At 68.7% G+C, this 21481-nt stretch carries 16 protein-coding genes; 14 read left to right on the forward strand and 2 right to left on the reverse strand.

Annotated elements, in window-relative coordinates; translation table 11 throughout:
- Positions 1 to 196: 196 nt before the first annotated feature.
- Positions 197 to 844, reverse strand: coding sequence for a TetR family transcriptional regulator (locus LGM42_RS05745; RefSeq protein WP_059584121.1), 648 nt, complete (start codon positions 842 to 844; stop codon positions 197 to 199).
- A 151-nt stretch (positions 845 to 995) separates the two neighbouring features.
- Here LGM42_RS05745 and LGM42_RS05750 point away from each other — a divergent pair, with 151 nt between their 5' ends.
- The 14 genes from LGM42_RS05750 to LGM42_RS05815 all read left to right on the forward strand — a co-directional run bounded on the left by LGM42_RS05750 (position 996) and on the right by LGM42_RS05815 (position 19488).
- A complete protein-coding gene (locus LGM42_RS05750; protein WP_060318457.1) occupies positions 996 to 2198 on the forward strand; it encodes a MexX/AxyX family multidrug efflux RND transporter periplasmic adaptor subunit in 1203 nt (400 codons plus the stop codon).
- Positions 2199 to 2213: 15 nt separating this feature from the next.
- Entirely contained in the window at positions 2214 to 5354 is a 3141-nt protein-coding gene (locus tag LGM42_RS05755) for a multidrug efflux RND transporter permease subunit (RefSeq protein WP_099316383.1), read from the forward strand.
- Positions 5354 to 6814, forward strand: coding sequence for an efflux transporter outer membrane subunit (locus tag LGM42_RS05760; protein WP_226232035.1), 1461 nt, complete (start codon positions 5354 to 5356; stop codon positions 6812 to 6814). Before LGM42_RS05755 ends, LGM42_RS05760 begins: the two co-directional genes overlap by 1 nt.
- A gap of 756 nt (positions 6815 to 7570) precedes the next feature.
- Positions 7571 to 8083, forward strand: coding sequence for a fimbrial protein (locus tag LGM42_RS05765; RefSeq protein WP_059584116.1), 513 nt, complete (start codon positions 7571 to 7573; stop codon positions 8081 to 8083).
- A 121-nt stretch (positions 8084 to 8204) separates the two neighbouring features.
- Positions 8205 to 10658 (forward strand): fimbria/pilus outer membrane usher protein, encoded by a 2454-nt coding sequence (locus tag LGM42_RS05770; RefSeq protein WP_226232036.1) that lies wholly within the window; start codon positions 8205 to 8207, stop codon positions 10656 to 10658.
- A 17-nt stretch (positions 10659 to 10675) separates the two neighbouring features.
- On the forward strand, positions 10676 to 11422 hold the full coding sequence (locus LGM42_RS05775; protein WP_226231761.1) for a molecular chaperone: 747 nt from the start codon (positions 10676 to 10678) through the stop codon (positions 11420 to 11422).
- On the forward strand, positions 11419 to 12441 hold the full coding sequence (locus LGM42_RS05780; RefSeq protein WP_226231762.1) for a fimbrial protein: 1023 nt from the start codon (positions 11419 to 11421) through the stop codon (positions 12439 to 12441). Before LGM42_RS05775 ends, LGM42_RS05780 begins: the two co-directional genes overlap by 4 nt.
- A 237-nt stretch (positions 12442 to 12678) precedes the next feature.
- Entirely contained in the window at positions 12679 to 13347 is a 669-nt protein-coding gene (locus tag LGM42_RS05785; RefSeq protein ID WP_226231763.1) for an RNA polymerase factor sigma-70, read from the forward strand.
- Between the two features lie 85 nt (positions 13348 to 13432).
- Complete coding sequence (locus LGM42_RS05790; protein WP_226231764.1) at positions 13433 to 13675, forward strand: MbtH family protein; 243 nt, start codon at positions 13433 to 13435, stop codon at positions 13673 to 13675.
- A 45-nt stretch (positions 13676 to 13720) separates the two neighbouring features.
- Complete coding sequence (locus LGM42_RS05795) at positions 13721 to 14728, forward strand: TauD/TfdA family dioxygenase (RefSeq protein ID WP_059643292.1); 1008 nt, start codon at positions 13721 to 13723, stop codon at positions 14726 to 14728.
- Complete coding sequence (locus LGM42_RS05800; protein ID WP_226231765.1) at positions 14728 to 15576, forward strand: ABC transporter ATP-binding protein; 849 nt, start codon at positions 14728 to 14730, stop codon at positions 15574 to 15576. Before LGM42_RS05795 ends, LGM42_RS05800 begins: the two co-directional genes overlap by 1 nt.
- Positions 15573 to 17663, forward strand: coding sequence for a Fe(3+)-hydroxamate ABC transporter permease FhuB (gene fhuB / locus LGM42_RS05805; RefSeq protein ID WP_226231766.1), 2091 nt, complete (start codon positions 15573 to 15575; stop codon positions 17661 to 17663). Before LGM42_RS05800 ends, fhuB begins: the two co-directional genes overlap by 4 nt.
- Positions 17660 to 18466 (forward strand): siderophore-iron reductase FhuF, encoded by an 807-nt coding sequence (gene fhuF / locus LGM42_RS05810; RefSeq protein ID WP_226231767.1) that lies wholly within the window; start codon positions 17660 to 17662, stop codon positions 18464 to 18466. The genes fhuB and fhuF overlap by 4 nt, the downstream gene beginning before the upstream one ends.
- A complete protein-coding gene (locus tag LGM42_RS05815; RefSeq protein ID WP_226231768.1) occupies positions 18463 to 19488 on the forward strand; it encodes an ABC transporter substrate-binding protein in 1026 nt (341 codons plus the stop codon). The genes fhuF and LGM42_RS05815 overlap by 4 nt, the downstream gene beginning before the upstream one ends.
- A gap of 195 nt (positions 19489 to 19683) precedes the next feature.
- Here LGM42_RS05815 and LGM42_RS05820 read toward each other — a convergent pair whose 3' ends face one another.
- On the reverse strand, positions 19684 to 21429 hold the full coding sequence (locus LGM42_RS05820; RefSeq protein ID WP_104012156.1) for a cyclic peptide export ABC transporter: 1746 nt from the start codon (positions 21427 to 21429) through the stop codon (positions 19684 to 19686).
- Positions 21430 to 21481 lie beyond the last annotated feature (52 nt).

A 21481-nucleotide genomic window follows, 5' to 3' on the forward strand; every position in this document is an offset into this window, starting at 1 on the left:
CTCGCGGGGCGGTGCCCGCTTCGAACGGCGGCGTGCATACCGGGTCGAACCCGGTTATCACGAAGACGCTAAAGAAAGATGACAGCGTCAGTCTACCGATGTTCCGCGAAACGTTAAAAATTTTAAAGAGGGTCAGCTCATTCGTTTCGCACTGCGGTAAGTCGGGTTAAATCAGCATTTGTTACGACGATTTTCGTTAGTCTGGCAATTTTTGCGCGCGCCTGCGCAGCGCGGCCGACGTGCGGACGGCGTCGAAACCGGCGTCGAGCATCGCCTCGGCGTCGTTCCACAGGTTGCCGCGCAGCCGGTTGGTCCAGATCATCGACGCGAACACGCCTTCGAGCAGTGACACCAGATAGACGGCAGCCAGATGCACGTCGAGATCGGCGGCGATTTCGCCGGCCGCGATCGCGCGACGCAGCAGCGCCTTCGTGATCCGCAGCATCTGCAGCTCGAGCAGCATGCGGCGCCGCTGCAGCGCGCCGTTTTCCTCGCTCTGCTCGCACTTCGTATAGAGGATCACGAGCACGCGCTGCATCGGGCCTGGCTCGCCGCACTCCTGCAGGTAGTGCGACGCGGCGCGGCGCAGCGTCGCGAACGGCGGCAGGCCGTCGCCGGCGTCGAAACCTTCCGACGTGCGCGCGAACGCGCGGTCGCACATCGCCAGACAGACTTCCATCTTGTTGCGGTAATGGCCGTAGACGGCGCCCCGCGACATCCCGGCGGCCTCGGCGAGGTCCGCCATCGCGGTTTGCGCGACGCCTCGCTCGAGCAGCACGAGCTCGGCGGCGTCGAGGATCCGGTGCTTGATGGCGAGCGATTCTTCCCGGGTCTTGCGGGCCATGTCGTGAAATTCCTTACAGTTCGCTGTCGTTTTATTGAGACAGTGTGTCGGTCAGATTGAAGGAGCCTGTATTTAATCAGACATGACTGATTATAATCGGCCACCCTGAGCCGCCGCATTGTATCGGCGGCGAACGTTCCGAGGTCAGAACATGAATAACAAACGCACCCTGTGGCGCCGCACGCGGCTGGCGCCGTTCGCGCTCGCGGCCCTGCTGGCGGTGGGCGGATGCGGAAAGGGCGACGAGGACGCCGCGCCGGAGGCCGCGAAGCAGGCCACCGTCGTGACGGTGCGCCCGACGGCGGTGCCGATGACCGTCGAACTGCCGGGCCGGCTGGACGCATACCGGCAGGCGGAAGTCCGCGCGCGGGTCGCGGGCATCGTCACCGCGCGCACCTACGAGGAAGGCCAGGAGGTGAAGCAGGGCGCGGTGCTGTTCCGCATCGATCCCGCACCGCTGAAGGCCGCCCGCGACGCTGCGCAGGGCGCGCTCGCGAAGGCGCAGGCCGCCGCGCTCGCGGCGACCGACAAGCGCCGCCGTTACGACGATCTCGTGCGCGATCGCGCGGTGAGCGAGCGCGACCACACCGAGGCCGTCGCGGCCGACACGCAGGCGAAGGCCGAGGTCGCCTCGGCGAAGGCGGAACTCGCACGCGCGCAACTGCAGCTCGACTACGCGACCGTCACCGCGCCGATCGCGGGCCGCGCACGGCGCGCGCTCGTGACCGAGGGCGCGCTCGTCGGCCAGGACCAGGCGACGCCGCTGACGACCGTCGAGCAGCTCGATCCGATCTACGTGAACTTCTCGCAGCCGGCCGCCGACGTGGACGCATTGCGTCGCGCGGTGAAGAGCGGGCGCGCGACGGGCATTGCGCAGCGCGACATCGCGGTGACGCTGCTGCGCGCGGACGGCACCGCGTATCCGCTGAAGGGCAAGCTGCTGTTCAGCGATCTCGCGGTCGATCCGACCACCGACACCGTCGCGATGCGCGCGCTGTTCCCGAATCCGGAGCGCGAGCTGCTGCCGGGCGCATATGTGCGGATCGCGCTCGACACGGCGGTCGACCAGCGGGCGATCCTCGTGCCGCGCGACGCGCTGCTGCGTACCGCCGACCGTACGTCGGTGCGTGTGGTGGACGCGAACGGCAAGGTCAAGGACGTCGAGGTCACGGCCGACCAGATGAGCGGCCACGACTGGCGCATCACGCGCGGCCTCGCGGGCGGCGAGCGCGTGATCGTCGACGACGCCGCGCAGTTCGCGCCGGATACCACCGTCAAGCCCGTCGAAAAGGCGCCGCGGTCGAAGGCGGCGCCGACAGCGGCCGCTTCGCAGGCGGCCGCCCGTCAAACCTGACCGGTTCAAACCAACATGGCACGTTTCTTCATCGATCGCCCCGTCTTCGCGTGGGTGATCGCCATCTTCATCATGCTGGGCGGCCTGTTCGCGATCCGCGCGCTGCCCGTGGCGCAGTACCCGGACATCGCGCCGCCCGTCGTCAGCATCTATGCGGCGTACCCGGGCGCGTCCGCGCAAGTCGTCGAGGAATCGGTGACCGCGCTGATCGAGCGCGAAATGAACGGCGCGCCGGGATTGCTGTATACGTCCGCGACGAGCAGCGCCGGGGCCGCGTCGCTGTACCTGACGTTCAAGCAGGGCGTGAACGCCGATCTCGCGGCCGTCGAAGTGCAGAACCGGCTGAAGACGGTCGATGCGCGCCTGCCCGAGCCCGTGCGCCGCGACGGCATCCAGGTCGAGAAGGCCGCCGACAACATCCAGCTCGTCGTGTCGCTGACGTCCGACGACGGCCGGATGACCGACGTGCAGCTCGGCGAGTATGCGTCGGCGAACGTCGTGCAGGCGCTGCGCCGCGTCGAGGGTGTCGGCAAGGTGCAGTTCTGGGGCGCCGAATATGCGATGCGGATCTGGCCCGACCCGGTGAAGCTGGCCGGGCACGGCCTCACCGCGTCGGACATCGCGTCGGCCGTGCGCGCGCACAACGCGCGCGTGACGATCGGCGACATCGGCCGCAGCGCGGTGCCGGACAGCGCGCCGATCGCGGCGACCGTGTTCGCGGACGCGCCGCTGAAGACGCCGGCCGATTTCGGCGCGATCGCGCTGCGCGCGCGGCCAGACGGCTCCGCGCTGTTCCTGCGCGACGTCGCGCGCATCGAATTCGGCGGCAACGACTACAACTATCCGTCGTACGTGAACGGCAAGGTCGCGACCGGGATGGGCATCAAGCTCGCGCCGGGCTCGAACGCGGTGTCCACCGAGAAGCGCGTGCGCGCGACGATGGACGAGCTGTCGAAGTACTTTCCGCCGGGCGTGAAATACCAGATCCCGTACGAAACGTCGTCGTTCGTGCGCGTGTCGATGAACAAGGTCGTCACGACGCTGATCGAGGCTGGCGTGCTGGTGTTCCTGGTGATGTTCCTGTTCATGCAGAACCTGCGCGCGACGCTGATTCCGACGCTCGTCGTGCCGGTCGCGCTCGCGGGCACGTTCGGCGTGATGTACGCGGCCGGCTTCTCGATCAACGTGCTGACGATGTTCGGGATGGTGCTCGCGATCGGCATCCTCGTCGACGACGCGATCGTCGTCGTCGAGAACGTCGAGCGGCTGATGGTCGAGGAAGGGCTCGGGCCGTACGACGCGACCGTCAAGGCGATGCGGCAGATCAGCGGCGCGATCGTCGGGATCACCGTGGTGCTGACGTCGGTGTTCGTGCCGATGGCGTTCTTCGGCGGCGCGGTGGGCAACATCTATCGGCAGTTCGCGCTGTCGCTCGCGGTGTCGATCGGCTTCTCGGCCTTCCTCGCGCTGTCGCTGACGCCCGCGCTGTGCGCGACGCTGCTCAAGCCGGTGTCCGGCGACCATCACGAGAAGCGCGGCTTCTTCGGCGGGTTCAACCGCTTCGTCGCGCGGGCGACGCAGCGCTACGCGGCGCGGGTCGGCGCGATGCTGAAGAAGCCGGTACGCTGGCTCGTCGTGTACGGCGTGCTGACCGCGGCCGCCGCGCTGATGCTCACGCAACTGCCGACCGCATTCCTGCCGGACGAGGATCAGGGCAACTTCATGGTGATGGTGATCCGCCCGCAAGGCACGCCGCTCGCGGAAACGATGCAGAGCGTGCGCGAAGTCGAGTCGGCCATCCGCCGCGACGAGCCGGCCGCCTATACCTATGCGCTCGGCGGCTTCAACCTCTACGGCGAAGGGCCGAACGGCGGGATGATCTTCGTCACGCTGAAGAACTGGAAGGCGCGCAAGGCCGCGCGCGATCACGTGCAAGCGATCGTCGCGCGCATCAACGAACGCTTCGCGGGCACGCCGAACACGACGGTGTTCGCGATGAACTCGCCGGCGCTGCCCGATCTCGGCTCGTCGAGCGGCTTCGACTTCCGGCTGCAGAACCGCGGCGGGCTCGACTACGCGACGTTCAGCGCCGCGCGCGAGCAACTGCTCGCGGCGGGCGGCAAGGATCGTGCGCTCACCGATCTGATGTTCGCGGGCACGCAGGACGCGCCGCAACTGAAGCTCGACATCGATCGCGCGAAAGCGTCGGCGCTCGGCGTGTCGATGGACGAGATCAACACGACGCTCGCGGTGATGTTCGGCTCCGACTATATCGGCGACTTCATGCACGGCACGCAGGTGCGGCGCGTGATGGTGCAGGCCGACGGGCGGCACCGGCTCGATCCGGACGACGTGAAGAAGCTGCGCGTGCGCAATGCGCGCGGCGAGATGGTGCCGCTCGCGGCGTTCACGACGCTGCACTGGACGCTCGGGCCGCCGCAGCTCACGCGCTACAACGGCTATCCGTCGTTCACGATCAACGGCTCGGCCGCGGCCGGCCACAGCAGCGGCGAGGCGATGAGCGCGATCGAGCGGATCGCCGCGAAACTGCCGGCCGGCATCGGCTATGCGTGGTCGGGACAGTCGTTCGAGGAGCGGCTGTCGGGCGCGCAGGCGCCGATGCTGTTCGCGCTGTCGGTGCTGGTCGTGTTCCTCGCGCTCGCGGCGCTCTACGAGAGCTGGTCGATTCCGTTCGCGGTGATGCTGGTCGTGCCGCTCGGCGTGATCGGCGCGGTGCTCGGCGTCACGCTGCGCGCGATGCCGAACGACATCTATTTCAAGGTGGGGCTGATCGCGACGATCGGGCTGTCCGCGAAGAACGCGATCCTGATCGTCGAAGTCGCGAAGGATCTCGTCGCGCAGCGCATGTCGCTCGTCGACGCGGCGCTCGAGGCCGCGCGCCTGCGGCTGCGGCCGATCGTGATGACGTCGCTCGCGTTCGGCGTCGGCGTGCTGCCGCTCGCGTTCGCATCAGGCGCCGCGTCCGGCGCGCAGACGGCGATCGGCACCGGCGTGCTCGGCGGCGTGATCACGGCGACCGTGCTCGCGGTGTTTCTCGTCCCGCTGTTTTTCGTGATCGTCGGCCGCCTGTTCGACGTCGGCCCGCGCCGGCGCGGCGGCGCGCAGCCGACGACGATGGAGGGTTCGCAACCATGATGTTCGCGCTGAATGCACGCGCCGCGCGGCGGCTTCCGGCGGCGCTCGCCGCCGCGCTCGCGCTCGCCGGGTGCTCGCTCGCGCCGCGTTACGAGCGCCCGGCGGCGCCGGTGCCGGCGACCTATGCGCCGGTCGACGGCAATACGACACCGGCCGGCGCGTCGGCCGCGGCGCAGGATGCGGCGCTGCTCGACGACTGGCATGCGTATTTCACCGATCCGGCGCTGCAGGCGTGGATCGACGCGGCGCTCGCGAACAATCGCGACCTGCGGATCGCGGCCGGCCGGCTCGAGGAAGCGCGCGCGCTGTACGGCGTGCAGCGTGCGGACCTGATGCCGTCGGTCGATGCGAATCTCGGCTATGAACGCGCGCGCCAGTACGATCCGGTCGTGCGCGAAAGCGCGATCAGCGGGCTGTATCGCGCGGGCGTCGGCGTCAGCGCATACGAGCTCGACCTGTTCGGCCGCGTGCGCAACCTGTCCGACGCGGCGCTCGCCGAGTATTTCGCGACGGCCGACGCGCAGCGCACGGTCCGCATCGGCGTGATCGCCGAAGTGGCGGGCGCGTACGTTTCCGAACGATCGTTGCACGAGCAACTGGCGCTCGCTCAGCGCACGCTCGATGCGCGCGAGCGGATGGCCGCGCTCACGCAACGCCGCTATGCGGCCGGCACGAGCGATGCGATCGAGCTGCGCTCGGCCGAGATGCTGGTGGCGTCCGCGCGCGCGTCGCAGGCCGCGCTGCAGCGCGAGCATGCGCAGGCCGTACGGGCGCTGCAATTGCTGGCGGGCGACTTCGCGCGCAGCGTGCCCGGCGACGCGACCGCACTCGACGCGCTGTCGATCGCGCCCGTGGCGCCCGGTGCGCCGAGCGCATTGCTCGAACGGCGGCCGGACATCCGGCAGGCCGAGGCACGGCTGAAGGCCGCGAACGCGAACATCGGCGCGGCGCGCGCGGCGTTCTTCCCGCGCATCGCGCTGACGACGGACTACGGCTCGGTGAGCGACGCGTTCTCGAGCCTGTTCGCGGCTGGCACGAGCGTATGGACGTTCGCGCCGCGCATCACGCTGCCGATTTTCGCGGGCGGCCGCAATCGCGCGAACCTCGACGTCGCCAACGCACGCAAGGACATCGCCGTTGCCGAATACGAGAAGGCGGTGCAGACCGCGTTTCGCGAAGTGGCCGATGCGTTCGCCGCGCGCGACTGGATCGACCGGCAGCTCGCCGCGCAGCAGGATGTATATGAGGCGGACGGCGCGCGGCTGAAGCTGGCGGAGCGTCGCTACGCGGGCGGCGTCGCGACTTATCTCGAACTGCTCGACGCCCAGCGCAGCACGTACGAGTCGGGGCAGGAACTGATCCGGCTCAGGCAGCTCAGGCTCGCGAACGCGATCGCGCTGTACCGTGCGCTCGGCGGCGGCTGGGCGCCGGCAACGGCGGAGGCCGCGGCTTCCGCGTGACGTGCGATTCGTCGCCCGACGCCGCGGCGTGTCGGGCGACTTCACGGCGGCCACGCGCTTCGACGTTCGGCCGCCGCTTCGACAGGGCGTACCGCCCGTCGTTCCTCCCATCGCGATCGGGGCCTCCTTTCACCGTTCGGCGGACCGTCTCCGCGCTTTTCACTTCGCCCAATCCGGCATGCCAGCCACGTTCCAGCGGCCGCGCCTGCATGCGGTTTCACGATCGGCAATTGACGATCGAATTAATCAATGCATTGGAATTAATGGCGGCGACAAAGTGTCGCGGTAAAACGTTTGTATGCCTTTCGCAATCGTTTGCGCGATAAATCCATATCGATGGAGTGCCGTCGTTAATTTCCTGTCAGTTGAAAATGGCGCGATATTCGCGTTGCGATATGACAACGATGGCGGCTTTGGACAATGTTTTGTCTTTTGAATGGCGCTCCCATGCAAACCGATGCAGGCAAGGGCTGGCGGCGCGTCAGCGATTATCGGCAAGAAATTCCCTTAATCTTCAACCAGTTCCGAAAAATAAAAAAGGACTGCGGATGAAAATTCAATAATTGAAAATGGAAAGGAAAGAATGAGGGTTTAGAGGAGTAAATCGAACATTGTCAGGCGGATTTGACAATGATTTACAGAAATCTTTCATGGTTATCTCGATAATGCCGCCTCGTGACGGACGGGAGCCACCACACGCTGCCGTTTGCGTCCGCCACGTCATCCATTCCATTTGCACTCCTTACGGGAAACTTCATGAAAAAAACCATCCTGACCGCTGTCGCACTCGCGGCCCTGTCCACCTCGGCCTTCGCGGCGGGCACCGGCACGATCAACTTCACCGGCGAGATCGTCGCGGGCGCATGCGGCATCGACTCGGGCTCGGTCAACCAGACCGTGAACCTCGGCAAGGTGCCGACCAACGTGTTCAAGCAGGCCGGCGACAAGTCCACGCCGACCAACTTCGACATCAAGCTGACCGATTGCGACACCAGCGTCGCGAAGAACGCGTACTTCACGTTCACGGGTACGTCGAGCGCCGGCCAGCCGAAGCTGCTCGCCACGATCGGTTCGGCGACCAACGTCGGCATCCGCCTGCAGGCCGCGTCGGGCGAGTACCTCGACAACGGCGCCGAGCAGAAGGCGCCGACGGTGCTGCAGAACGGCACGAACATCGCGCGCTTCGCGGCGATGTACGAAGCGACGGCAGCCGGCGTGACGCCGGGTACCGCGGACGGCGTCGCGAACTTCACGGTCCGCTACCAGTAAGCGTCGGTATCGGAGGAGGGAGGCATGCGCCCCTTCCTCCGTCATCTTTCCCCCGTTTTCCTTCTCCCTGGACTCCCGGTAGCGCCGCGTGCGAATCAGACATTCCTTCCTTTGCGTCTCCGTGCTGGTCGTCGGCAGCCAGAGCCAGGCGACGGAATTCAATTCGTCGTTCCTCGACATCGGCGGTACGAACAACATCGACCTGTCGCAGTTCTCGCAGCCCGACTTCACGTTGCCGGGCGAATACATGCTCGACGTGCAGGTCAACGACCTGTTCTACGGGCTGCAATCGATCGAGTTCATCGCGCTCGACGCATCGGGCGCGGGCAAGCCGTGCCTGCGGCCGGAGCTCGTCGCGCAGTTCGGGCTGAAGCCGTCGCTCGTGAAGGATCTGCCGCGCTTCCAGGGTGGGCGTTGCGTCGACCTCGGCGCGATCGAGGGGGCGACCGTGCGTTACCTGAAAAGCGACGGGCGGCTCAAGATCACGATTCCGCAGGCGGCGCTCGAGTTCACCGATTCGACCTATCTGCCGCCGGCGCGCTGGTCCGAAGGCATTCCGGGTGCGATGCTCGACTATCGCGTGATCGCGAACACGAACCGCAACTTCGGCTCGGGCGGCGGCCAGACGAATTCGATCCAGGCCTACGGGACGGTCGGCGCGAACTGGGATGCGTGGCGCTTTCGCGGCGACTACCAGGCGCAATCGAACGTGGGGAATACCGCGTACGCGGACCGCACGTTCCGCTTCAGCCGGCTGTATGCCTTTCGCGCGCTGCCGTCGATCGAATCGACGGTGACGTTCGGCGACGACTACCTGAGCTCCGACATTTTCGACACGTTCGCGCTGACGGGTGCGTCGATCCGCAGCGACGACCGCATGCTGCCGCCGTCGCTGCGCGGCTATGCGCCGCTGATCTCGGGCGTCGCGCGCACCAACGCGACCGTGACGGTATCTCAGGCCGGCCGCGTGCTGTACGTGACGCGCGTGTCGCCGGGCGCGTTCGCGCTGCAGAACATCAATACGAGCGTGCAGGGCACGCTCGACGTGGCGGTCGAGGAAGAGGACGGCAGCGTGCAGCGCTTCCAGGTGACGACGGCCGCCGTGCCGTTCCTCGCGCGCACCGGGCAGTTGCGCTACAAGGCCGCGATCGGCAAGCCGCGCCTGTTCGGCGGCGCCGGCATCGCGCCGTTCTTCGGCTTCGGCGAGATCGCGTACGGGCTGCCGTTCGACATCACCGCCTATGGCGGCTTCATCGCCGCGTCGGGCTACACGTCGGTCGCGCTCGGCGTCGGCCGCGATTTCGGCGCGTTCGGCGCGGTGTCGGCCGACGTCACGCACGCGCGGGCGCGCCTGTGGTGGAACGGCGCGACACGCAACGGCAACTCGTATCGCATCAACTATTCGAAGCACTTCGACGGGCTCGATGCCGACGTGCGCTTTTTCGGCTACCGTTTCTCCGAGCGCGAGTACACGAACTTCGCGCAATTCTCGGGCGATCCGACCGCGTACGGCCTCGCCAACAGCAAGCAGCGCTATTCGGCGACGCTGTCGAAGCGCTTCGGCGACACGTCGACCTATTTCTCGTACGACCAGACGACCTACTGGGCGCGCGCATCCGAGCAGCGGGTCGGCCTGACGCTCACGCGTGCGTTCTCGATCGGCACGCTGCGCAACCTGAACGTCAGCGTGTCGGCATTTCGCACGCAGAGCGCGGGCGCGAGCGGCAATCAGTTCTCGGTCACCGCGACGCTGCCGATCGGCGGCCGCCACACCGTCACGTCGAACCTGACGACGGGCAGCGGCAGCACCAGCGTGAACGCCGGCTACATCTACGACGATCCGGCCGGCCGCACGTATCAGGTCAATGCGGGCGAGACCGACGGGCGTGCATCGGCGAACGCGAGCTTCCGCCAGCGCACGTCGGCGTACCAGCTCACCGCGCAGGCATCGACGCTCGCCAATGCGTATGCGGCCGCGTCGCTCGAGGTCGACGGCTCGTTCGTCGCGACGCAGTACGGCGTGTCCGCGCACGCGAACGGCAATGCGGGCGACACGCGGCTGCTGGTGTCGACCGACGGCGTGCCCGACGTGCCGCTGTCGGGCACGCTTGCGCATACCGATTCGCGCGGCTACGCGGTGCTCGACGGCATCTCGCCGTACAACGTGTACGACGCGACCGTCAACGTCGAGAAGCTGCCGCTCGAAGTGCAGGTGACGAACCCGATCCAGCGCATGGTGCTGACCGACGGCGCGATCGGCTTCGTCAAATTCTCCGCCGCGCGCGGCAGCAATCTGTACCTGACGCTGACCGACGCGGCCGGCAAGCCGCTGCCGTTCGGCGCGTCGGTGCAGGACGCGGCGAACGGCAAGGAACTCGGCATCGTCGGCGAAGGCGGTGCGGCGTTCCTGACCCAGGTTCAGCCGAAATCCGCGCTGGCGGTGCGGGCGGGCGAGCGCACGCTGTGCACGATCGACACACTGCCGAACCAGCTCCAACTCGAAGGCACGCCGATTCCGGTGACGTGCCGGACACCGGGCGAGTCGCATGCGGCGGCCGCGCGGGTCGAACGATGATTTCCATGGATCCAGCGATGAAGAACGTTTTCTCCCTTTCTTTCCCGCGGCGCGCGCTGTGCGTGTTCGCGACCGTCGGCGCGGTGCTGGCAGGCGCCGCGCATGCGGCGATCGTGCCCGATCGCACGCGCGTGATCTTCAACGAAGGCGAGCAGGCCGCGATCGTGACGATCACCAACAAGAGCGCGACGTATCCGTATCTCGTGCAGTCGTGGCTCGAGGACGCGAAGGGCAACAAGACCACGTCGCCGCTGATGGTCGTGCCGCCGCTGCAACGCATCGAGGCGAACGAGCGCAACGTGCTGCGGATCGCGAAGCTGCCGGGCACCGAGTTGCCGGCCGATCGCGAAACGGTGTTCTACCTGAACATCCGCGAAGTGCCGCCGAAGACCGATACGCCGAACACGCTGCAGATCGCGCTGCATACGCAGATGAAGCTGTTCTACCGGCCGAAGGCCGTGCAGCCCGCGCGCGACGAGGACTGGACGCTGCCGATGACGCTGCGGGTGGATGCGGCCGCGCGCAAGCTGGTGTTCGACAACCCGACGCCGTACCACGTGACGGTGGTCGACGTGAGCGCGGGCGCGCAGAAGACGCCGGTGCCGATCGACCCGGTGATGGTGAGCCCGATGAGCACCGCGGACGTGCCGTTCAAGGCCGCGACGCCGTCGACGCTGTTCGTCACGCATATCGATGACTACGGTGGTCAGGTCGCGGTGGAGTATGCGTGCGACGCGGGTGTGTGCAAGAGCGTGAAGCGATGAGCGCGGGCCTGCGTCAACGGGTGTCGCCGGCGGCATGGTTGCGCTGGGTCGTACTCGTGCTCCTGGTCGCGGCCGTGCAGCCGGCGTGGGCGCTGCGCTGCCTCACCAACAGCGGCGCGACTTCGTTGACCGAGCCGATCGGCGGCGTGGCGTCGTATCCGACCGACGCACCGGACGGCTATGTGATCTGGGTGTCGCCGGTGCGCACGACGTCGGGGTATTGCTACAAGGATCTGGGTGACGCCGGCAGCCTGAAGGTCGTCGACAACATTTACTTCTACGCGAATCCGAATCGCACGGACCCTGCCGCATGGGGGCTCGAGATCGGCATCCGCTACAAGGGCGTCGATTATTTCGACAAGACCAGCAATCGCGGCGGCGGGGTGTTTACCGGGTATGCGGTGCCGCCGTGCAGCCGGTACGACTTCGACCGCGGCCGTTGCCAGCGGACGAACATCAGCATCGACTATCAGGTCGTCGTGCGCAAGAAGGGCAACTGGATCCAGCCGCCGAGCGATATCTATACGGTGTTCCAGTTCGACGGCGAGTTCGGACTGAATGCGTTCGGCACGAGCTTCCAGTACCGGCTGAGCGGCCTGCGCAACCTCAAGCCGACGCCGTGCTTCGTCGACGTACTCGTGACGCCCGAACCGGGCATCGTCAATTTCGGGCAGGTGCAGGCGGCGGGTAACGGCTTCATGCCGGCGGTGCCGCGCAAGCGGTTCTCGTTGTCGTTGACCAAAAAATGCAACGTCGCGGTGCGGGTGGACGGGTATTTCGAAACGAGTTTTCCGGTCCAGAACGGTTTGCTGGTGCCGGCTAAGGACAGCAATTTCGGGATCGGCATCGAGGATAGCCAGGGGAAGGCCGTTCCGTTCAACCAGCAGTTCACGCTGGCTCAGTTCGCGTCCAACGTGATGAATCAGAGCGTGCTGATGGACGCGGTGCTGAAGTCATTCGGTCCGCCGAAAATCGGGCGATTCGATGCGACGGCGACGATCAGGCTGTTTATCTACTGACGGCGGCGGGCGCGGCCGAAGCGGCGGCACGCGGATCAAGGGAAACGCCGGCGTGTCGGCGTTTTTTCAAACTCGCCGCCAGATGGTGCGGCCGGATGCGTCCCATCCGTCAAAACATGGATTCCGTCGATTGTTCAGACAAATCCCGACAACCGGAAGGGTCATCCTGTAATCAGATTGAGAATGATTTGCGTTTACGTTAAATTGCGCTATCTCGGAATTTGACGGAGCAGATCGATGGCGATGGCGGAAGTGCTCGACCGACCGGCGGCGGCAGCGGCGAACCCGTTCCTCGGCAGTTATCCGGACCTGCCGCCGCGCGCCGCGCCTCGTGCGCGCCGGGCGGTCGAGCCCCGTGCGCAGGGCGCGCTGCTCGACGTGCTGATCTCGCATCGCGCGATGCTCGTCAACGTCGCCCGCGGCTTCGTCGGCTGCGCGAGCCGCGCCGAGGACGTCGTGCACGACGTGTTCGTGAAGCTCGTCGAATTCCCGAACCAGGACGCGGTGCGCCAGCCGGTCGCGTACGTGACGCGGATGGTGCGCAACGCGTCGATCGACGCGTGCCGCCGGCAAAGCCTCGAAAACATCTATCACACGGAAGAGGACGACGGCTTCGACGTGCCGTCGCCCGAGCCGACGCCGGAAGCCGCGCTGATGACGCGCGACACGCTGCGGCGCGTGTGGGCCGCGCTCGACGATCTGCCGGCGCGCAGCCGGGCCGCATTCGAGATGGTGCGGCTGCGCGAGGAAACGCTGCAGACCGCGGCGCGCGCGCTGAACGTGTCGCAGACGCTCGTGCATTTCATGGTGCGCGACGCGGAGCGCCACTGCGCGGAATGCCTCGACGCGTGCCATCGCGGCGTCGCCTGCCCGGTGTTCCTGGGCGGCCGCGCGCGGCGGCGGTAAAAAAACGCGCCGGCCAACCGTCTATCAGACAGGAGCGGCCGAATTCGCCGCTTCGCCTCCTTCAACCGCCCAGCGATTTCCGATCATGACGCAAGCCCCGACGCCTTCCGCCGACACCGACGATCTCGTCTATACGGTCGTCATCAACGACGAAGAACAGTATTCGATCTGGCCGACGTTCCGGCCCGTGCCGGCCGGCTGGCGCGAAGTGGGCGTGAGCGGCCCGAAGGCTGACTGTCTCGCGCACATCGAGATCGTCTGGACCGACATGCGCCCCGCGAGCCTGCGCCGCGCGATGGACGGCGAGCGCGCGACGCGCGCGTCGTGACCCGTTGCGCCGCATGCGCGGCGCGCCACCTGAAGAGGACGTTGCATGACCCTGCTTTCGTTGCCGACGCTCGACGACCTGCGTATCGAGCCGGGACTGCCCACCGTCGTGTCGCCGCGCGGCAACGACGGGATGTCGATCGACGAGGTCGCGCCGCTCGCGCGCGAGATCGCGGCCGACACGCTCGAGAGGGCGGGCGGCGTGCTGTTCACGGGCTTTCGCGTGCCGTCGATCGACGCATTCCAGCAATTCGCGGCCTCGTTCGGCGATCCGCTGATCGGCTATGAATACGCGTCGACGCCGCGCAGCCAGGTCGAGGGCGCGGTCTACACGTCGACCGAATACCCGCCGCACCGCGCGATTCCGCTGCACAACGAGCAGTCGTACACGCGCGAATGGCCGCTGCGCATCTGGTTCCACTGCGCGCTCGCCGCGCCGAAGGGCGGGGCGACGCCGATCGCGGACAGCCGCGCCGTGTATCGCGCGCTTGATCCCGCGCTCGTCGCGCGCTTCGAGAAGCGCGAGCTGCTGTACGTGCGCAATTTCGGGCAGGGCCTCGACCTGCCGTGGCAGCAGTCGTTCGGCACCGACGAGCCGGCCGAGGTCGAGCGGATGTGCGCGGCGCGCGGGATCGAATGCGCATGGCGCACCGACGACGACGGCGAATTGCTGCTGCGCACACGCGAACGCTGCCAGGCCGTCGCGCGTCATCCGCGCACGGGCGATCGCGTATGGTTCAACCAGGCGAACCTGTTTCACCTGTCGGCGCTCGACGACGACATGCAGGAAGCGCTCGTCGACGCGGTCGGGCTCGAGAACGTGCCGCGCAACGTGTATTACGGCGACGGCGAACCGCTCGAGGCCGACGCGCTCGCGCAGATCCGCGGCGTGCTCGACCAGCAGCGCATCGTGTTCCCGTGGCGCACCGGCGACGTGCTGATGCTCGACAACATGCTGACCGCGCATGCGCGCGACCCGTTCGAGGGGCCGCGCAAGGTCGTCGTCGCGATGGCGCAGAGTTATACGGTCCCGCGCGACCGAACGGAGGATTGATGACGCGTAGTACCGCCGCGCTTGCCGCGCGCGGGCTGTCGGTGGGATATCGCGACCATGTCGTGATCGACGGGCTGGACCTGTCGATCGTGGCCGGCCGCGTAACCGCGCTGTGCGGACCGAACGGCTGCGGCAAGAGCACGCTGCTGCGCACGCTGGCGGGCCTGCAGCCCGCGCGTGCCGGCCATGTCGAAGTGAACGGCCGGCCGCTCGCGTCGTTTCGCCGCCGCGCGCTCGCGCGCGAGCTGACGATGCTCGCGCAGTTCAACCAGATTCCGTCGGGCCTCACGGTGCGCGAGCTCGTCGCGTACGGGCGCTATGCGTACGGCGGCTTCCTGCGCGGCCTGTCGCGGGCCGATCATGCGGCGATCGACGAGGCGCTCGACACGAGCGGCCTCGCGGGCGACGCGGAGCGCGACGTCGGCGCGCTGTCGGGCGGTGAACGCCAGCGCGCGTGGATCGCGATGGCGCTCGCGCAGCAGGCGCCGATCGTGCTGCTCGACGAACCGACGACCTACCTCGACATCCATCACCAGCTCGACATCCTCGATGCGCTGCGTGCGCTGAACCGCGCGCGCGGGCTGACGATCGTGTGGGTGCTGCACGACCTGAACCAGGCGGCCGCGTACAGCGACGAGATCGTGCTGATGCGCGCGGGTCGCCTCGTCGCGCAGGGCACGCCCGACGCGATGCTCGATCCGGCGCGGCTGCGTGCGGCGTTCGGCGTCGAGATGCTGAAGCTCGCGCATCCGCAGACGGGCGCGCCGATGTGCGTGCCGGCCTACGGGCCGTCGACCGACGGCGCGCCGCAGGCGGCCGGCGTTTTCGACCGGGATCTCGCGGTATGACGACGTTCGCGATGCGCAAGCGCCTCGCGGCGACGGGCAAGCGGGCGACCGCAGGGCGGGCCGGCGCGATTGCGCTCGGCCTCGTCGTGCTGATCGCGCTGCTCGCCGCGCTACGGATCGCCCCCGATCTGCGCGTGTGGTGGGACGCGGCGCCCGGCAGCGATGCCGCCGCGCTCGCGCACGTGTTCCTGTTCGACCTGAATCTGCCGCGCGTCGCGGCCGCGCTCGTCGCGGGCGGCTGCCTCGGCATCGCCGGCGCGTTGTTTCAATCGCTCACGCGCAATCCGCTCGCGTCGCCCGACCTGCTCGGCGTGACGGGCGGCGCCCAGCTCGGCCTGCTCGCGGCGATGCTGGTGCCGGCGTTGGCCGGTGTCGCGTCGGTGCCGCTGCTGTTCGTCTGCGGGCTCGCTGCCGCCGCGTGCGCGATCGTCGCGGCGGGCGGCTGGCGCGCGACGCCGTTGCGGCTCGTGCTCGCGGGCAGCGTGTGCATGCTGCTGTTCGCGGCGCTGTCGACACTCGTACTCGCGTTCTTCGAGCAGAACATCGCGGGCGCCGCGCTGTGGACCAACGGCAGCCTGTACCAGCCGGGCGCGACGGGCCTCGCGCTCGCCGCGCGCTGGCTCGTCGTGCCGCTCGCCGCGCTGCCGTTCGTGATCCGGCCGCTGAATCCGCTCACGCTCGGCGACGACGCGGCGGCCGCGGCCGGCGTGCGCGTCGATGCGACGCGGCTCGCCGCGACGATCGTCGCGGTCGCGTTCACGAGCGTGGCCGTCAGCATCGCGGGCCCGCTGTCGTACGTCGGCCTCGTCGCGCCGAACCTGCTGCGCCAGATCCGCGGCGCGCGTGCGGCGCGGCTCGGCGTGCTGGTGCCGCTGTCGGCGCTCGCCGGCGGCGCGCTCGTGCTCGTCACCGACAGCGCGGTGCTCGCGTCGGGGCTCGACGCGACGCTGTCGACCGGCGTCGCGATCGCGCTGGTCGGCACGCCGCTGATGCTCGCGATGATCCGGCGCGGCGCCGCTTGGTCGGGCGTGCTGCATGCGGATGCCGAACGCGCGACGGGCGGCGGCTCGACGCGGCTCGTCGGCTGGCTCGAACGGCTCGGCTGGCCGCTGCGCACCGCGCTGTTCGTCGGGGCGGGCGTGCTGGTGGTCTTCGTCGGCGTGTCGGCCGGCCCCGAGTGGCTGTCGCCCGCACGCTGGTCGGCCGCGCTGTCCGGTCACGATGCGCTCGCGCGCATGCTGATCGACCTGCGCATGCCGCGCCTGCTGTGCGCGCTGCTCGCCGGCGCGTTGCTGGCCGTCAGCGGTGTCGCGATGCAGAGCGTCGTACGCAATCCGCTCGCGGGCCCCGAAGTGCTCGGCGTCACGCAGGGCGCGGGGCTCGTCACGCTGTTCGCGCTGTCGACGTGGCCGCTGATGGGCCATGTGACGCTTGCCGCCGCCGCGCTGATCGGCGGCGGGCTGTCGCTCGCGATTACGCTCGCGCTGAATCACAGGCATCGCTACGCGCCGCTCGCGGTTGCGCTGACCGGCATCGTCATCGGCGCATTGTGGACCACGCTCGCGCAATGGCTGATCACGCAGGAAAGCGTGCAGCCCGCGCGCTTCGTCGTGTGGCTCGTCGGCGGCACGTATGGCCGCAGTTGGGGCGAGGTGTCGATGCTGCTGCCGTGGTGCGTGCTCGCGGTGCCGGTGTTCGCGTGGCTCGCGAAGCCGCTCGACATGCTCGCGCTCGGCGACGATCAGGCGGCCGCGCTCGGCCTGCCGGTGGCCGCGCTGCGGCCGCTCGCGCTGACGATCGCGACGCTCGCCGCGTGCGCGGCCGTCGCGGCGGTCGGGCCGGTGGGCTTCATCGGGCTGATGGCGCCGCACGTCGCGACGATGCTCGGCGCGCGCCGGCATCGCACACGGCTGTGGCTCGCGGCAGCGTGCGGTGCGCTGATCCTCGGCGTCGCGGATCTCGCGGCGCGCACGGTCGTCGCGCCGCGCGAAGTGCCGGCCGGCGTGCTGACCGCGCTGATTGGCGCGCCGTACCTGCTCGGGCTGCTGATTCTCGAGGGGCGCCGCGCCCGGCGCGCGGGGCGATGACGCCCGCGCTCGACGGCGCGCGCGCCACGCGCTTTTCGGTGTTCGCGCCGCAACCGTTCGCCGAACATCTCGACGTCGTCTGGCTCGGCATGCCCGACGATGCACACGTGCATGCGCCGGGCCGTATCGTCGTGCCCGTCGCCGAATTGCCCGCGCATCGCGACGCCGCGCTCGCCGCGATGGTCGACCATTACGGCGGCGATCCCGCGCAGCATGCGCGCGCGCTGATGTCGCAATGGAGCAAATACTATTTCGGCCGCGCGGCGCCGGCCGGCGTCGTCGCCGCGCTGACGCTCGGCCGGCCGCTCGACATGACGCCCGAGCGCACGTTCGTCGCGCTCGACGACGGGATGCCGGCCGCGCTGTATTTCGCGAACGATGCGCTCGGCGCGCCGTGCGACGAACCGGAGCCGCGCTATGCGGGGCTCATCGCGCATCTCGGCGCGGTGATCGAGCGGCTCGCGGCGATGGGCCGCGTCACGCCGCGCGTGCTGTGGAGCAACGCGGGCAACCTGCTCGATTATCTGCTCGATACGTATCGTTCGCTGCCGTGCGCGGTGGATCCCGTCCGCGACGCGGACTGGCTGTTCGGTTCGACCTGCGTGCGCGGCGAATCGAATCCGCTGCGCCAGCCCGTGCGCGATGCGGTGCCGCGCTCGCCGCTGCTGCCGACGCCGTTTCGCGCGCGCCGCGTGTGCTGCCTGCGCTACGAAATTCCTGGAGAAACGCAACTGTGTGGAAGCTGCCCCCTGCTACTGACGATGGACGACGCGGCGCTGGCCGAGCAGGACGCGTGCCGGTGACGCACGCCGGCCGCCGTCACGCGCTCGGCACGCTCGCGGCGGCACTCGGCGCCGCATGCTGCGGCGCGTTTTCCGCATCGGCCGCCGCGGCTTCCGTCGCCGGCGATGCACCGCGCGCGCAGGGCGCCGTGTCGCTGGCCGGCAATCCCGTCGTGTCGCAGGCCAGCACGAAGATGCCCGTGCGGCCGCAGCGCGTGGTCGCGCTCGACTTCATGTTCGCGGAAAGCGTGATCGTGCTCGACCTCGTGCCGGTCGGGATGGCCGATACCGCGTTCTACCCGGGCTGGCTCGGCTATCGCAGCGAGCAGCTCGCGCACGTGACCGACATCGGCTCGCGGCAGGAGCCGGGGCTCGAGGCGATCGCGGCGGTCAAGCCGGACCTGATCATCGGCGTCGGTTTCCGGCATGCACCGATCTTCGATGCGCTCGACCGGATCGCGCCGACGATCCTGTTCCAGTTCAGCCCGAACGTGTCCGAAGGCGGCGTGCCCGTCACGCAGCTCGACTGGATGCGCCAGATCTTCCGGACGATCGGTGCGGTGACGGGGCGCGAAGCGCGCGCGCAGGCAGTCGAAGCGCAACTCGACACCGGTATCGCGCGCAATGCGGCGCGGCTCGCGGCCGCGGGCCGCCACGGCGAGCGCGTCGCGCTGCTGCAGGATCTCGGCCTGCCCGACCGTTACTGGGCCTATACGGGCAACAGCACGTCGGCGGGCCTCGCGCGCGCGCTCGGGCTCGATCCGTGGCCGAAGAAGCCGACGCGGGAAGGCACGCTGTACGTGACGTCGGCCGATCTGCTGCGGCAGCGCGACCTGGCCGTGCTGTTCGTGACCGCGTCGGGGATCGACGTGCCGTTGTCGGCGAAGCTCGACTCGCCGGTGTGGCGTTTCGTGCCCGCGCTGAAGGCGCACCGGATCGCGCTGATCGAGCGCAACATCTGGGGGTTCGGCGGCCCGATGTCGGCGCTGAAGCTGGCCGACGTGATGACCGATACGATGCTGAAGCTGCCGGACGTGCGTTGAGCGCGCGGCGCGCGTCGAGCCACGGACGATGCTGCGTTTGACGGGCAGGGCGTTGCGACCGACCTCACGACGCGCGGTTTCCACCTTTCCTTTTCACCACGCGTCAGCAACATTCCCCGCTGAAACGACAATCGCCGACACACTGCCAATGAATGCAGCGTGCCGGCGATTTTTCTCGTCGACGGTCGTGTCGGGTTACGCGCTCAGCGCATCGACGCCATCCTGCGCACGCAGGCGCGCCGGCTGCGTATCGCTGACGATGCGCCCGTTGTCGAGCTTCAGCAGACGGTCGGCGAGATCGAAGTAGCGGTCGTCGTGCGTGATCACGATCACGGCCTTGCCGCGCGCACGCAGCTCGGGCAGCAGTTGTTCGTAGAACACGGCCTTGAACGACGGGTCCTGGTCGGCCGCCCATTCGTCGAACAGGTAGAACGGGCGATCCTCCAGATACGCGACGACGAGCGCGAGCCGCTTGCGCTGCCCAGTCGACAGCGCGCGCGTCGAGAACGCGCCGTCGACGACCTTCACCTTGTGGTCGAGCGCGAGTTTCGCGACGAGCGCGTTCGCCCGCGCATCGGCCTGCGCGCGCGACGGATCGTCGGGGTCGACGATGCCGAGCAGCGCATCGAACAGGTGAAAATCGTTGAACACCGCGCTGAAGCGCTGCCGGTAGGCCGCGCGCTCGCGCCAGCCGATCGTGCGGCCGTCGACCTCGATCGTGCCTTGCTCGGGCTCGTAGAGCCCCGTCAGCACCTTCGCGAGCGTCGTCTTGCCGCTGCCGTTGCCGCCGACGATGAACACGAGCTCGCCCGGCTCGATCGTCAGGTCGATCGGCCCGATGCTGAACATCCGTTCGTCGCGTTCGTGGAAATACGCATGCGTGACGCCGCGCAGCGTGACGGCGCCGGCCGGCGGCACGTCGGGCGCATCGGCTGCGGGCGGCACCGTGCGCAGCGCGCCGAATTCGGCCATCACGCCTTCGATCCGCGTGAGCGACACGCGCGCCGCGTTGACGGTCGGCAGGTTGTTCAGCAGGCCGTCGAGCGGCACGAGCATGAACAGGAACACGACGACGTAGCCGGCGGCGGCGGCCGGGTCGGCATGCACGCCGAGCTGCGGCCAGAACGACGCGACGCCGAGAAACACGTAGAACAGGAAGATGATCCAGCCCACCCCGACCGCATACGCGCTGAACGCGCGGCGGCGGTGGTCGCGCACCTCGCCGATCGCGGCGCCGAGCTGGCCGTCGACGAACTGGCGGGCGCGTGCATCGTGCAGCTTCAGCTCCTTCGCGCCGGAGAACAGCGAGCCGAGATAGCCGAACAGCCGGTCCTGCGCCTGGCCGGCGGCTTCGAGCGCCGCGATCGCGCGGCGGTCGCCGGTGTGATAGCCCAGCGAGCCGGCGATGATCGCGGCCAGCGCCAGCAGGCACACGGGCCAGGACAGCCACGCCAGATAGCCGAGGCAGCCGAACACGATCGAGCCGTGCATGACCAGGTTCGGCAGCGCGAAGAACAGCATCGACACGTTGGTCGCGTCGTCGGTCAGCACCGACTGCACGGGCGCCGCGCCGATCCGCTCGATGTCGCGCAGTTCGGCCGCGCCGACGCGCCGCGCCAGATGCACGCGCAGCCGCGCCATCGTGTCCTGGGACAGGCGGGCGAACAGCGTACCCGACACGATCCGCGTGACGAGCGCGATCACCGCGCACAGCGCGAAACGCCACGCGAGCGCCGCGTCGGCGGCGCCCGGTTGCGACAGCGCGCGGTTCAGCGTCGCGACGAGCAGCACGCTCGCGACGCCGTTCAGCACGCACGCGGTGAGCGCCAGCGTGAGCGACACGCGGCTTTCGCGCAGCAGCGCGAGGATCAGGCGCGCCGCGGGGCGGCCGGGGGAAGCGTCGAGGGACGGCGGGGAAGAAGGCTCGTGGGCGGCTGTCATCGGCAACGTCGGTAAAGGGAGGGCAGGCAATAACGCGAAAACGGCAAATCTG

It is taken from the genome of Burkholderia sp. AU39826, from assembly GCF_020419965.1.
GTDB classification, from domain to species: Bacteria; Pseudomonadota; Gammaproteobacteria; order Burkholderiales; family Burkholderiaceae; genus Burkholderia; species Burkholderia semiarida.

Bases quoted from the DNA above. Each gene is read 5' to 3' on its own strand.
- LGM42_RS05750 (WP_060318457.1), top strand. From the start codon at position 996: ATGAATAACAAACGCACCCTGTGGCGCCGCACGCGGCTGGCGCCGTTC.
- fhuB (WP_226231766.1), top strand. From the start codon at position 15,573: ATGACGACGTTCGCGATGCGCAAGCGCCTCGCGGCGACGGGCAAGCGG.
- LGM42_RS05755 (WP_099316383.1), top strand. From the start codon at position 2,214: ATGGCACGTTTCTTCATCGATCGCCCCGTCTTCGCGTGGGTGATCGCC.
- LGM42_RS05785 (WP_226231763.1), top strand. From the start codon at position 12,679: ATGGCGATGGCGGAAGTGCTCGACCGACCGGCGGCGGCAGCGGCGAAC.
- LGM42_RS05775 (WP_226231761.1), top strand. From the start codon at position 10,676: ATGAAGAACGTTTTCTCCCTTTCTTTCCCGCGGCGCGCGCTGTGCGTG.
- fhuF (WP_226231767.1), top strand. From the start codon at position 17,660: ATGACGCCCGCGCTCGACGGCGCGCGCGCCACGCGCTTTTCGGTGTTC.
- LGM42_RS05780 (WP_226231762.1), top strand. From the start codon at position 11,419: ATGAGCGCGGGCCTGCGTCAACGGGTGTCGCCGGCGGCATGGTTGCGC.
- LGM42_RS05820 (WP_104012156.1), bottom strand. From the start codon at position 21,429: ATGACAGCCGCCCACGAGCCTTCTTCCCCGCCGTCCCTCGACGCTTCC.
- LGM42_RS05795 (WP_059643292.1), top strand. From the start codon at position 13,721: ATGACCCTGCTTTCGTTGCCGACGCTCGACGACCTGCGTATCGAGCCG.
- LGM42_RS05800 (WP_226231765.1), top strand. From the start codon at position 14,728: ATGACGCGTAGTACCGCCGCGCTTGCCGCGCGCGGGCTGTCGGTGGGA.
- LGM42_RS05765 (WP_059584116.1), top strand. From the start codon at position 7,571: ATGAAAAAAACCATCCTGACCGCTGTCGCACTCGCGGCCCTGTCCACC.
- LGM42_RS05760 (WP_226232035.1), top strand. From the start codon at position 5,354: ATGTTCGCGCTGAATGCACGCGCCGCGCGGCGGCTTCCGGCGGCGCTC.
- LGM42_RS05790 (WP_226231764.1), top strand. From the start codon at position 13,433: ATGACGCAAGCCCCGACGCCTTCCGCCGACACCGACGATCTCGTCTAT.
- LGM42_RS05745 (WP_059584121.1), bottom strand. From the start codon at position 844: ATGGCCCGCAAGACCCGGGAAGAATCGCTCGCCATCAAGCACCGGATC.